This is a genomic window from Frateuria sp. GZRR33 (genome assembly GCF_051900425.1).
Taxonomy (GTDB): domain Bacteria; phylum Pseudomonadota; class Gammaproteobacteria; order Xanthomonadales; family Rhodanobacteraceae; genus Frateuria_A.
On record NZ_JBHZGK010000001.1, the window covers coordinates 306,196 to 318,594 of the forward strand.

At 69.1% G+C, this 12,399-nt stretch carries 10 protein-coding genes; all 10 read right to left on the reverse strand.

The window, feature by feature from the left end; translation table 11 throughout:
* Positions 1-168: 168 nt before the first annotated feature.
* The 10 genes from tilS to lpxD all read right to left on the reverse strand — a co-directional run bounded on the left by tilS (position 169) and on the right by lpxD (position 12,306).
* The gene (gene tilS, locus ACFWZU_RS01385; RefSeq protein WP_439699616.1) at positions 169-1,473 is read right to left on the reverse strand and encodes a tRNA lysidine(34) synthetase TilS; all 1,305 of its coding nucleotides are present in this window, start codon (positions 1,471-1,473) and stop codon (positions 169-171) included.
* Positions 1,466-2,218, reverse strand: coding sequence for an NYN domain-containing protein (locus tag ACFWZU_RS01390; RefSeq protein WP_439699617.1), 753 nt, complete (start codon positions 2,216-2,218; stop codon positions 1,466-1,468). The genes tilS and ACFWZU_RS01390 overlap by 8 nt, the downstream gene beginning before the upstream one ends.
* 606 nt (positions 2,219-2,824) lie before the next feature.
* Complete coding sequence (locus ACFWZU_RS01395; protein WP_439699618.1) at positions 2,825-3,781, reverse strand: acetyl-CoA carboxylase carboxyltransferase subunit alpha; 957 nt, start codon at positions 3,779-3,781, stop codon at positions 2,825-2,827.
* A gap of 159 nt (positions 3,782-3,940) precedes the next feature.
* Positions 3,941-7,483, reverse strand: a complete 3,543-nt coding sequence (gene dnaE / locus ACFWZU_RS01400; RefSeq protein WP_439699619.1) for a DNA polymerase III subunit alpha — start codon at positions 7,481-7,483, stop codon at positions 3,941-3,943.
* Between the two features lie 95 nt (positions 7,484-7,578).
* A complete protein-coding gene (locus ACFWZU_RS01405; protein WP_439699620.1) occupies positions 7,579-7,785 on the reverse strand; it encodes a hypothetical protein in 207 nt (68 codons plus the stop codon).
* Positions 7,786-7,970: 185 nt separating this feature from the next.
* On the reverse strand, positions 7,971-8,699 hold the full coding sequence (rnhB, locus tag ACFWZU_RS01410) for a ribonuclease HII (protein WP_439699621.1): 729 nt from the start codon (positions 8,697-8,699) through the stop codon (positions 7,971-7,973).
* A 55-nt stretch (positions 8,700-8,754) separates the two neighbouring features.
* Positions 8,755-9,951, reverse strand: a complete 1,197-nt coding sequence (gene lpxB / locus ACFWZU_RS01415; protein WP_439699622.1) for a lipid-A-disaccharide synthase — start codon at positions 9,949-9,951, stop codon at positions 8,755-8,757.
* A 90-nt stretch (positions 9,952-10,041) separates the two neighbouring features.
* Complete coding sequence (lpxA, locus tag ACFWZU_RS01420) at positions 10,042-10,815, reverse strand: acyl-ACP--UDP-N-acetylglucosamine O-acyltransferase (protein WP_439699623.1); 774 nt, start codon at positions 10,813-10,815, stop codon at positions 10,042-10,044.
* Entirely contained in the window at positions 10,812-11,285 is a 474-nt protein-coding gene (gene fabZ / locus ACFWZU_RS01425) for a 3-hydroxyacyl-ACP dehydratase FabZ (protein WP_439699624.1), read from the reverse strand. The genes lpxA and fabZ overlap by 4 nt, the downstream gene beginning before the upstream one ends.
* Positions 11,278-12,306 carry a UDP-3-O-(3-hydroxymyristoyl)glucosamine N-acyltransferase gene (gene lpxD / locus ACFWZU_RS01430; protein ID WP_439699625.1) on the reverse strand — a complete coding sequence of 343 codons (1,029 nt, stop codon included), beginning with the start codon at positions 12,304-12,306 and terminating at the stop codon, positions 11,278-11,280. Before lpxD ends, fabZ begins: the two co-directional genes overlap by 8 nt.
* Positions 12,307-12,399: the final 93 nt, after the last annotated feature.

Here is a 12,399-nt window from a genome sequence, read left to right on the forward strand (position 1 = left end):
AGCGGGGGGTGGGAATCAATGTTTTCGCGGCCTGGCAAGGCTGCTTGCTTCGAGCGCCGCGCCCCCATCCCCTCACGCCGGGAGGGGCCGTCACGCGGGTGAGGTTCGGTCAGAGCCAAGCGTGTGCGCTCGCCGGTCCCCTCGCCGGAAGGGAAGGATGGTTCTGGCTCAGTCCGCCGGCATCCAGCGCGGGTGCGCGCGCGCGGCATCGAACAACGCCGCGCCGCGTGCCGTTCGCCACAGGTCGGCGACCGCCACCAGTTCGCCTTCCGCGTAGAGCAACGGGCAGGCTTCGCGGCGCCAGGGCGGCAGCGCCATCTGCTGGAACAGGTCGCGCAATTCGCGGGTATGTCGGTCGCCAGCGGGCTTGAGGCGTTCGCCGCCCCGGCGCAGGCGCACGGTCAGCGGCGCGTCCAGGCGGGTAGCCGGGGTGAGGGCCAGCTGGCCCCCGCCGGGCAAGGTCAACGGCTCGCCGTGCCAGGCCGCCTCCCAGTCCGGATCCACCGATGCCTGCGGCGCGTGCGCCCATAGCCGGCCCTTCCAGATGTGCAGCTCGGCCCCCGGCCAGCGCACGCAGGGCTGCTGGCCCGGACGGGCATGGCACTGGCGTTCGATCTGCCGACGCTGCGCCGCCGTGGGCGCCGGCAGGCCTTTGGCGTGCAGCCAGTGGTCGAGCAGGGGCTCGCGCAGGGCCGGATCGAGGGTGAGCCAGGCGCGTGCATCGAGGCTGTCGCTGACGGGGTCATGCAAGGCGCCGAACGCTTCGAGCCAACGCGCGCGCAAAGCATCGTCAGCGGCGCGGCACAGCGCGGCGCTGTGCAGGATGGAATCGACGGCGTGCGGCCAATGCCTTCTCAGGCGCGGCAGGATCTCGCGGCGCAACTGGTTGCGTCCGAGGGTGGTGTTGCAATTGGAGGGATCGTCGATGCAAGCCAGCGCGTGCGCCTCGACGTAGGCGCGCACCATCTGGCGCGGGAGATCCAGCAGCGGGCGCCAGAGCCAGCCACGGCCGAGCGGACGGACCGCCCGCATGCCGCCAAGTCCCTGCGGGCCGGCGCCGCGCAGCAGCTTGAGCAGCACGGTTTCGGCCTGGTCGTCGCGATGGTGCCCCAGCAGCAGCCATTCGCCCGCTTGCAGCACGTCGGCGAAAGCGGCGTAGCGCGCGTGCCGCGCGGCGGCCTCGAGGCCCTCGCCGCCGGCACGGGCGACCTCCACCTTGCGCACCTCGCAGGCGAGCCCGAGGGATGCACAAAAAGCCGCTGCGCGCGCCGCCCAGTCGCCGCTTTCCGGATGCAGCCCGTGGTCCACGTGCAAGGCGCGCAGCCCGCGCGCGCGCGCCTGTGGCAACGCGGCCAGCGCATGGAGCAAGGCGGTCGAGTCAGGTCCGGCGCTGAAGGCGACGCACAGCGCACCCTCCGGATGGCTGGCGAGGGCGTGGCGCAGCGTGTCCGGCAGCGTGCGCGGGCTACTCACGGCTGGCCGGCTTCTTCTTGTTGCGCACGTAGATGTGCTTGCCGTTGCCGAGCTGGCGATCCTCGGTCTCGAACAGTCCGATGGCGCCGATCAGGCCGCTCAGCTTGCCGTAGCCCCAGTTGCGCGAGTCGAACTCCGGCGCGCGCTTGCTGACCATGCTGCCGACCGCGCCCAGGCCGGCCCAGCCGGTGTCGTCGGCGGCATCCTCGATGGCGTTGCGGAGCAGGTTGACCAGCCGGGTGTCCTGGCGCAGCTCCTGCGTGTTCATGCGCTGCGTGGGCTCCGCGGGCCTTTCGCTATCGCTGTCCGGTTTGCCCAGCACGTCGGTGTAGATGAACTTGTCGCAGGCGGCCACGAACGGCGCCGGCGTCTTGCGTTCGCCGAAGCCGTACACGGTCAGGCCCGATTCGCGCAGGCGCCCGGCCAGGCGGGTGAAGTCGCTGTCGCTGGAAACGATGCAGAAGCCGTCGAAGCGTCCGCTGTAAAGCAGGTCCATCGCATCGATGATCATCGCCGAGTCGGTGGCGTTCTTGCCCTTGGTGTAGCCGAATTGCTGGATCGGCTGGATCGACAGGTCCAGCAGCCGGTCCTTCCAGCCGCGCAGATGGTTGTCCGTCCAGTCGCCGTAGGCGCGCTTGACGTGGGCAGTGCCGTAGCGGGCCACCTCGGCGAGCAGGCCCTCGGCCAGGCCGGGCTGGGCGTTGTCGGCGTCGATCAGTACGGCGAGCTTGGCGTGGTCGGCCATGGCGATACCCCTTGGAACGGACGTCGATGGTAAACCGCCGGCGCACCTGGCTCTCTGTAGGAGCGCACCTGTGCGCGACCGCGGGCTTCCCGGTCGCGCACAGGTGCGCTCCTACAGGGATCCTCGGAAACTCGTGGGCGATGCTTTTGGCGGCCAGATCGGGCGAGAGCATCGCCCGCGAAAGGGGAATGACTCGGCGTCCCTACAGGGTCACCCGCTGAAGTTGAGCTCGATGTCCAGGCCGCAGGGATCGGTGAGGAAGAGCTGCACCTGGCCCAGTTCGTCCACCTCGTCGGTCTCGTAGGCCAGCCCGGCCGCATCCAGCCGCGCGCGGGTGGCGGCAAGATCGGTGCGGTGCAGGCGAAAGCCAGGTGATTGAGGTGGCCGGTCGGGGCAGCAGAGGTGTCACCCGGTCCGGCGATCGTCAGGTGCAGCACGTCGGTCTCGCCGGCGTAGAGCCAGTGCCCGCGCGAGCCGGAGCGGAATGCCGGCCGCGGGCCTTCGTGCAGGCCCACCACGTCGATATAGAAGCGGCGCAGGCGTTCGATCATGGCCTGCGGCGCGCGGATGTTCGCGTGGGCGAGGCCGCGCACGCCAGCCATGGGTTTATTCCGCGTAGGCGCCGTAGCCGCGCAGGCGCTTGTAGCGCTGTTCCAGCAGGTCGGGCCCGGCGATCGTGCCAAGCTCGTCGAGCTGGTTCATCAGCACGGCCTTGAGGCGCACGGCCATCGACCGCGGGTTCCGGTGGGCACCGCCCAGCGGCTCGCGGATGACCTTGTCGACCAGGCCCAGCTCGTGCAGGCGCGGGGCGGTCATGCCGAGCGCCTCGGCGGCGTCGCGCGCCTTGTCCTGGCTCTTCCACAGGATCGAGGCGCAGCCTTCGGGCGAGATCACCGAGTAGGTCGAGTATTGCAGCATGTTCACGCGGTCGCCCACGCCGATCGCCAGCGCGCCGCCGGAGCCACCCTCGCCGATCACCGTGCAGACGATCGGGGTCTTGAGGTCGGCCATTTCCAGCAGGTTGCGGGCGATCGCCTCGCTCTGGCCGCGCTCCTCGGCGCCCACGCCGGGGTAGGCGCCGGGGGTATCGATGAAGGTCAGCAAGGGCAGCCCGAAGCGCTCGGCCATCTTCATCAGGCGCAGCGCCTTGCGGTAGCCCTCCGGGCGCGGCATGCCGAAGTTGCGGCGCACCTTGGTCTTGGTGTCACGGCCCTTCTGGTGGCCGATGATCATCACCGGCCGGCCGTTGATGCGGCCCAGGCCGCCCACGATGGCGGCGTCATCGGCAAAGGCGCGATCGCCGGCCAGCTCCTGGAACTCCTCGCAGATCACGCCGATATAGTCCAGCGTGTAGGGCCGCGCCGGATGGCGCGAGAGCTGGGTGACCTGCCACGAATTGAGGTTGCGGAAGATCTCGGCGGTCTTGACCTTGAGCTTCTCGCGCAGGCGCGAGACTTCCTCGTCGATGTTGAAGGCCTGGCCATGGCTGGCATGGCGCAGTTCTTCGATCTTCGCTTCCAGTTCGGCGAGCGGCTGTTCGAAATCGAGGAAGTTGGGGTTCATTCGCGGGCGATTCGGGACGCTGAGCGGGCCAGTATAGCCGGGGTGGGTGGAAAGGCGGGAACGCAGGCGTATGGGTTATGGCGGTTCGCCCGGGGTGATGGCGTGCCTTGTTCCCTCGTTTGCCGGGAGAAGGTCCCGCCAGGGCGGGAGAGGGACACGTCAGGCTTCGGACTTGACGATCCGGAGCCTGGCCGCCTCCACCCATGACAGTCCCCGCAGGGCGCGCAGCAGGTCGGGGATGGCGTCCACGCGCCACTGCTCGCCCAGCTCCAGGTCCGCCTGGGCGCTGCGGTTGTGGTAGCCGTGCAGGATCACCGTGGCGCGGCCGCCACGGTAGCCGGCGAGGGTCTGCCTGAGTTCCTGCTCGAAACCCGGGCCGATGCCGTTGAGCTTGACCCTGAGCGCGCGCGCGTGGCGTCGGCAGGCGTCGGCCAGGGTCATGGCGCCGCGGGCGCGCAGCTGGAAGCCGCCGCCGGAGAATTCGTCGATGCGCAGGCCGCCGTCGACGATCAGCATCTCGTCGCGGGTGAGCAGCGGCGCGACCTGCTGGTAGAGCTCGCCGAAGAAGCTGACCTCAATGACGCCGGTGCCGTCCTCCAGCCGTACGAAGGCATCACTGTCGCCGCGCTTGCGCACGGCGGTGACCATGCCGGCGACCGTCCAGGGCGTATCGGGGCCACGGCGGAAGCGGTTCTCCTCGCCGTCGTTCTTGCGCGGGCGCGGCGGCTGGTAGCGCTCGGCGATCTCGCCCAGCGGACAGGTGGAAAGCTGCGCCAGTTCCTCGCGCCACGGGTCGGTCGGATGGCCGGAAAGGTAGTGGCCGAGCGTGTCGCGCTCGCCCTGCAGCTTCTGCTCCAGCGGCCATTCGGGCGCGGTCGGCAGCTCGATCTGCACCGCCGGCGTGCTGGTCCCCATCAGCGCGCCGAACATGTCGTTCTGCCCGGACTGCTTGTCGCGCAGGTGCTGCTCGGCGGCTTTCATCGCGTCCGGCAACTGCAGCATCAGACTGGCGCGGTTGGGCGCCAGCGCGTCCAGGCTGCCGGAGAGGATCAGGGCTTCCAGCACGCGGCGGTTGAGCTTGGCCGAATCGACGCGACGGCAGAAGTCGGCCAGGTCCCTGTACGGCCCGCCACGCAGCCGCTCCTCGACGATCGACTCGCAGGCGCCCTGGCCGACGCCCTTGATCGCGCCGAGGCCATAGCGGATGACCTTCGGTTCCACCGCCACGAACATGAAGTCCGAGGCGTTCACGTCCGGCGGCAGGATGGTCAGGCCGATCGCGCGCGACTCGTCCAGGAACGTCACCGCCTTGTCGGTGTTGTCCATGTCCGAGGAAATCGTCGCGGCCATGAACTCGGCCGGGTAGTGCGCCTTCAGCCACGCGGTCTGGTAGGACACCAGCGCGTAGGCGGCCGCGTGCGACTTGTTGAAGCCGTAGCCCGCGAATTTCTCCATCAGGTCGAAGATCGCGTCGGCCTTGTCGCCGGGGAGTCCGTCCCTGGCCGCACCTTCGCGGAACGTCGCGCGGTGCTTGACCATCTCCTCGACTTTCTTCTTGCCCATCGCGCGGCGCAGCAGGTCGGCGCCGCCGAGCGTGTAGCCGCCGACGATCTGCGCCATCTGCATCACCTGCTCCTGGTAGACCATGATGCCGTAGGTCTCTTTCAGGATCGGCTCGACGCGCGGGTCGGGATACTCCACGTCTTCGCGGCCGTGCTTGCGCGCCACGAAGCTGGGGATCAGGTCCATAGGGCCGGGGCGATAGAGCGCCACCAGCGCCACGATGTCGCCGAAGCGGTCGGGCTTGGCGTCCTTGAGCATGCGCTGCATGCCGGAGGATTCGAGCTGGAAAACCGCCACCGTCTGCGCGCGCTTGAGCAGCTCGTAGGTGGGCGCGTCGTCCAGCGGCAGCGCGGCGATGTCGATCGAGTCCTCGCCGGCTTGCGCGCGGCGTGCGTTGATCGCCTTCATCGCCCAGTCGATGATCGTGAGCGTGCGCAGGCCCAGGAAGTCGAACTTGACCAGGCCGACCGCTTCGACGTCGTCCTTGTCGTACTGGGTGACCATGCCGGCGCCGCCCGGCTCGCAATACATCGGCGCGAACTCGGTCAGCGGCTTGGGCCCGATCACCACGCCGCCGGCGTGCTTGCCGACATTGCGGGTGAGGTTCTCCAGCTTCAGCGCCAGGTCGATCAGCGTGCGCGCTTCCTCGTCCTGCTCGTACAGCTCGCAGAACTCCCTGACGACGCGGTCGGGTTCCTTCTTCGACTTCTCCGAACGGCCCAGGGCGTCGGAAAGCGTCAGGTCGAGCGGGCGCGGCGGGATCAGCTTGGCGATCTTGTCGACCGCGTTGTAGCCCATGCCCAGCACGCGGCCGGAATCGCGCAGCACCGCCTTGGCCGCCATCGAGCCGTAGGTGATGATCTGGCTGACGTGCTCGCGGCCGTACTTGCGCGCGACATAGTCGATCACCTCGTCGCGCCGGTCCATGCAGAAGTCGATGTCGAAGTCGGGCATCGACACGCGTTCGGGGTTGAGGAAGCGCTCGAACAGCAGGTCGAACTGCAACGGGTCCAGATCGGTGATCTTGAGCACCCAGGCGACCAGCGAGCCGGCGCCCGAACCGCGGCCCGGGCCCACCGGGATACCGTTCTGCTTACCCCAGTTGATGAAGTCGGCCACGATCAGGAAGTAGCCGGGGAAGCCCATCTTGATGATGACGTCGAGTTCGCGCTCCAGTCGCGACTCGTAGTCGGCCAGCGTGTAGCCCGGCGCCAGCGGGTTGGCGGCCAGGCGCTCCTTCAGGCCCGCGCGCGCGGTGTCACGGATGTAGCTGTCGAGGTCGTAGCCCTCGGGCACCGGAAAATCGGGCAGGTAGTAGGTGCCGAACTTGAGCTCCAGATTGCAGCGCCTGGCCAGCTCGACCGTGTTCTGAAGCGCCTCGGGCAAGTCGGCGAACAGTTCCGCCATCTGTTTCGGCGACTTCAGGTACTGCTGTGCGGAGTAGTCGCGCGGGCGCTTCGGATCGGCCAGCACGCGGCCCTGGTTGATGCACACGCGCGCCTCGTGCGCCTCGAAGTCGTCCTGCGTGAGAAAGCGCACGTCGTTGCTGGCGATGAGCGGCAATTCGAGCGCGTCGCCCAGGGCCAGCGCAGCGGTGTTCCAGGTTTCCTCGCCCTCGCGGCCGCAGCGGGTGAGTTCGAGGTACAGGCGGTCGGGGAACAGACGCACCAGCGGATGCAACCGGGCCACGCCGGCATCGATGCCCTGGCTCACCGCGATGCGCCCGATCTCGCTCTCGCGTCCCAGCAGGGCAATCAGCCCGGCGGTCGTCCCGGGCGTCAGCCAGCTCGCCTCGACCAGCGCCTTGCCGCCCTGCTGGCCGTCGCGCCAGGCCCGCGACACCAGGCGCGACAGGTTGAGGTAGCCCTCGCGATTCTGGCAGACCAGGGTCAACCGCCACGGACGCGGGTCGTCGGGCGAGCCGATCCACAGGTCGCAGCCGCCGATCGGCTTGATGCCCGCGCCGCTGCACGCCTTGTAGAACTTCACCAGCGCGAACATGTTGCTGTCGTCGGTGAGCGCCACCGCCGGCATGCCCTCGCGCACGCAGGCATCGACCAGCGCCTTGATGCGGATGGTCGAGTCGACCAGCGAGTACTCGCTGTGCAGGTGGAAGTGGACGAAGCGTGCGGACATCAAGGACTCGGGAGCATTCCCCGGCTTAGTCCGTGAAGGCTACGCTGCGGTGCCCGCTTCCCACAAGCTTGACAGCGGGACAGGCCTCGCGGCCGTGCTCAATGGACGAAAAACCGCTCGCCGTCCTCGTTCCACTCGACGTAGTGGTCGAACCCGCGGGTCTCCAGCGGATGCCGGTCGTAGTCGACGTGGCAGTAGGCGGGGACGCTGGGCAGGCGGCTTTCGTCGGGCTCGACGGTGGGGCTGGCCGCTGGGGCGGCGAAGGGTTTGAGTGCAGAGCGCACATGGAAGAAGCGCGACAACATGGCACGACTCCTGCGGAGGGGTTTTCCGCGGTGGAGGACGACGGCGTCCGTGCGTACGCTGGAAGAGGCCGCATGGCGGTCTTTCCATGTGGATAGGATGCTCCACTCGCGCGGAAAGTTGCATAGACCTGTGGCCTATATTTCCAGCCGGGCCTGCTGTGCGGCGAAGGCCGCCGCGATGCGTATCAGAACAGCGTGCCCTGGTCGGACAGCAGCTTGACGGGCGCGAAGCTGCGCCGATGCAGGGGGCAGGGTCCAAGCTCCCTGAGCGCCGCCAGGTGCTCCGGTGTGGAGTAGCCCTTGTGGCTGGCGAACCCATAGCCAGGGTGGTCGGCATCCAGCGCGCACATCAGGCGGTCGCGGGTGACCTTGGCGATGATCGACGCGGCGCTGATCGCCGGCTTCAACCCGTCGCCGCCGACGATCGCCTTGCCGGGGCAGGGCAGCGCCTTGGGCAACTGGTTGCCGTCGACCCACGCCTCGTGGGCGGTCACCTTCAGGCCGGCCACGGCCCGGCACATCGCCGCCATGGTCGCCTGGTAGATGTTGATGCGGTCGATCTCCTCCACTTCGACCAGCACCACGTGCCAGGCCAGCGCGCGCTGGACGATCTGTGCGTAGAGCGCCTCGCGACGGGCCTCGGTGAGTTTCTTGGAGTCGTCCAGGCCTTCGATCTTGTGGCGCGGGTTGAGGATTACGGCGGCGACTGCCAGCGGACCCGCGAGGGGGCCGCGGCCGGCTTCGTCGACGCCCGCGACGAGGCGCTTCGCCTTTGGAGAAGTCTTGCGCTGCGGGGCGGGCTGGCCGTCTTCCTCTCCCCTGCGGGGAGAGGATTGAGGTGAGGGGGCAAGGCTTGCGGGAAGCTCGATCGAAGCACGCTTCGATGAGCTGCTGTCGCCAGGGTGGCCCCTCACCCCAGCCCTCTCCCCGGAGGGGAGCGGGAGCACGTCCACGGCCTCGTCCAAATCGTCAGGACGCACGGGGAGCCTCCAGCAGCTCCGCCACGGCGGCGGCCGCGCGCTCGCCCGCGCCACCCTCTTCGGAGCCGCGCAGCGCGCGGTGCAGTTGCTCGAACGCGGCGACCACCTGCCCACGCCGTTCGCTGTCGGCGAACAGCGCCAGCGTGGCCTTCGCCAGGTTCTGCGCGGTGCAGTCGTCCTGCATCAGCTCCGGAACGAGCTTGTCCTGGCCCAGTCCGCAGGCGCGCGCCAGGATGTTGGGCAGGGCGTAGACGTCGGTCTTGAGCATGTTGAAGGCGCGGGCGATGCGGTAGCTCCACGGCGACACGCGGTAGCCGACCACCATCGGGCGTTTGGCCAGCATCGCCTCCAGCGTCGCGGTGCCGGAGGCCAGCAGGACCACGTCGGCGGCCAGCATGGCCTCGTGCGCGTGCCCCTCGATCAGCAGCGGTGCGCTCTCGTCGCGCGGGCCCCTGGCCAGCAGGGCCTTCAGCCGCGCATGCACCTGCGTGTTGGCCGCGGGGAGCACGATGCGCAAGCCGGGCAGGGCCGCGCTGACGTTCCGCGCCGCATCGATGAAGATCGCTCCCAGCCGTTCGATTTCCGACGGCCGGCTGCCAGGCAGTACAGCCAGGACCGGGGCATCCTGCGGCAGTTGCAGCGCCTCGCGCGCGCCCACGCGGTCGGACACCAGCGCGAAGCGATCGGCCAGCGGATGGCCGACGAAGCGGGCGTCAACGCCATGGCGCTGGTAGATCGGCGGTTCCATCGGGAACAGGCACAGCACGCGGTCCGCGCTCAGGCCGATCTTCTCCGCGCGCTTCTCGCGCCAGGCCCACACTGAGGGGCTGACGTAATGCACGGTGCGCAGGCCGGCCTCGCGCAGGCGGCGTTCCACGGCCAGGTTGAAATCCGGCGCGTCGATGCCGACCACAACGTCCGGGCGAGCCTCGAGCAGGCGTCCGAGCAGCGCCTTGCGCAGGCGCAGCAGGCGCGGCAGGTGCCGCAGCACCTCAGCGAAGCCCATCACCGAGAGTTCCCGGATGTCGTACCAGGACTCGAAGCCCTCGCGCTGCATGCGTGCGCCGCCGATTCCGACGAAGCGGGCCTGCGGATAACGCCTGCGCAGCGCGGCGATCAGCTCGGCTCCGAGCTGGTCGCCGGAATCTTCGCCGGCGATGAGGGCGATGAGGGGGGAGGAACTCATGGAGCGGGAGTGTAGCGGTGCAGGCTGCGGCGGTCACCGGAAGCGCAGACCGACGTCCCCCCGGCAAGAGCCGAACGCGACCTCGCGGTGTCAGCGGGCGAGCGAACGCTCGCTGCGATCCAGGAACGCCAGCATCTCGCGCACGTCGTCGCTGTCCTGCGCCTGGGTTTCCAGCTGCGCGCGCGCCTCGGGCAGCGACAGCCCGGCCATGTACAGCGTGCGGTAGGCGCGCTTGATTGCCGAGATGCGCGGCGCGTCGAAGCCGCGTCGCTTCAGGCCCTCGCTGTTGATGCCGCGCGGGCGGCCGTGCTGCTCGTTGGCCATCATCACGAATGGTGGCACGTCCGAGCCCACCAGGCAGCCCATGCCGATGAAGGCGTGCGCGCCCACCTTGCAGAACTGGTGCACGCCGGCGTAGCCGGAGACGATCACCCAGTCGCCGATCTCGACGTGTCCGGCCAGCGCCGAGTAGTTGGAAAACACCACGCGGTTGCCGACCTGGCAGTCGTGCGCGATATGCACATAAGCCAGCAGCCAGTTGTCGTCGCCGATGCGGGTGATGCCGCCGCCCTCACCGGTGCCGCGGTTGATGGTGACGAACTCGCGGATCAGGTTGCGGTCGCCGATCACCAGCTCGGTGCGCTCGCCGGAAAACTTCTTGTCCTGCGCCGCGCCGCCGATCGAGGCGAACTGGCTGATCCGGTTCTCGCGGCCGATCCTGGTCGGTCCCTCGATCACCACGTGCGGGCCGACCACCGTACCCTCGCCGATCTCAACCTCCGCACCGATCACGCTGTAGGCGCCGATGGTGACGTTCCTGCCGATGACGGCGCCGGGATCGATCTGGGCGGTGGGGTGGATCATTTGTCGGACCTCGCGGCGCACATCAGTTCGCAGCTGGCCACTTCCTTGCCTTCGACCAGCGAGCGGGCGACGAACAGGCCCATCCCGCGCATCAGGCGCTTGAGCGAGACCTCCAGCCGCAGCTGGTCGCCCGGCACCACCGGTGCGTTGAAGCGCGCGTTGTCGACCTTGGCCAGGTAGAACAGCGGGCTGCCCTGGTCGCCTTTCAGGCGGCTGGAGATCTGCGTCAGCAGGCCGGCGGCCTGGGCCATCGCCTCGACGATCAGCACGCCCGGCATCACCGGATGGCCGGGAAAGTGGCCCAGGAAAAAATGCTCGTTGATCGTCACGTTCTTCAGCGCCACCACGCTCGTGTCCGGCACCAGCTCGATCACGCGGTCGACCAGCAGGAAGGGATAGCGGTGCGGCAGCAGTTGCTGGATCTGCTCCACGTTGACCGGCAGGGCCCACGTCGCGGGGGTATCACTCATCGTTACTGTCCTTCTCCAGCGCCGACAGGCGGCGCGCGTACTCATCCAGGTGCTTGAAGCGGGCGGCGTTCTTGCGCCACTGGCGGTTGTCCTGCAGCGGCACGCCCGAGGAATATTCACCCGGTTCGCGGATCGAATGCGTGACCAGGCTCTTGGCGGTAATGGTAACCCGGTCGGCCAGCTCCAGATGGCCCAGCACGCCGGCGTTGCCGCCGATCTGGCAGTAGCGGCCGATCCGGGCGCTGCCGGCGACCGCGGCGCAGCCGGCCATGGCCGTGTGGGCGCCGATCCGGACGTTGTGGGCGATCTGGATCTGGTTGTCCAGCCGCACGTCTTCCTCGAGGACGGTATCGCCCAGCGCGCCGCGGTCGATCGTGGTGTTGGCGCCGATCTCGCAGTCGTCGCCGATGCGCACGCCGCCCAGTTGCGGGATCTTGACCCAGTGGTCGCGCTCGAAGGCGAGGCCGAAGCCGTCCGAGCCGATCACCGCGCCCGGGTGCACCAGCACGCGCTTGCCGAGCGTCACCCGCGTGACCAGGGTGACCCGCGCGACCAGGCGCGATTGCGCGCCCACCGTGCAGTCCGGGCCGACGATGCAGTGCGGCCCGAGGACCGCGCCATCCTCCACCACCGCACCATCCTCGATCACGCAGTGCGGGCCGATGCTGGCGCTGGCGCTGACCTTCGCGCTGGTGGCGACCACTGCGCTCGGGTGGATGCCGCGGGGCGCCGTCGGCAGGCGCTCGAACAGTGCGGCGATCCTGGCGTAGGCAACGTACGGGTCGGCGGCGACGAGCGCGGCGGTGGGACAGTCGGCCACGTTCTCCTCGCGCAGCACCACCACGCCGGCTCGGGTGGCCTTCAGCTGCGCGGTGTACTTGCCGTTGGAGAGAAAACTGAGCTGGTCCGGCTGCGCCACGGCAAGCGTGCCCACGCCACCGATCTGCCGCGCACCGTCGCCGTGGTAGGCGAAGCCGAACCGCTCGGCCAGCTCGGCCACCGTGTAGTTGTGCTCGCTCATGCGCGCTCCTTTGGGGCAGGGCATTGTAGGCGAGGGCGCGGCGGGGCACGACTCCCGGCGGCGGGTGGTTCCCGCAGGAGCGCATCCGTGCGA

What these genes read in the sequence shown, in the direction of transcription:
- ACFWZU_RS01390 (WP_439699617.1), bottom strand. Translation starts at nt 2,218, where the DNA reads ATGGCCGACCACGCCAAGCTCGCCGTACTGATCGACGCCGACAACGCC.
- ACFWZU_RS01395 (WP_439699618.1), bottom strand. Translation starts at nt 3,781, where the DNA reads ATGAACCCCAACTTCCTCGATTTCGAACAGCCGCTCGCCGAACTGGAA.
- ACFWZU_RS01405 (WP_439699620.1), bottom strand. Translation starts at nt 7,785, where the DNA reads ATGTTGTCGCGCTTCTTCCATGTGCGCTCTGCACTCAAACCCTTCGCC.
- lpxB (WP_439699622.1), bottom strand. Translation starts at nt 9,951, where the DNA reads ATGAGTTCCTCCCCCCTCATCGCCCTCATCGCCGGCGAAGATTCCGGC.
- lpxA (WP_439699623.1), bottom strand. Translation starts at nt 10,815, where the DNA reads ATGATCCACCCCACCGCCCAGATCGATCCCGGCGCCGTCATCGGCAGG.
- fabZ (WP_439699624.1), bottom strand. Translation starts at nt 11,285, where the DNA reads ATGAGTGATACCCCCGCGACGTGGGCCCTGCCGGTCAACGTGGAGCAG.
- lpxD (WP_439699625.1), bottom strand. Translation starts at nt 12,306, where the DNA reads ATGAGCGAGCACAACTACACGGTGGCCGAGCTGGCCGAGCGGTTCGGC.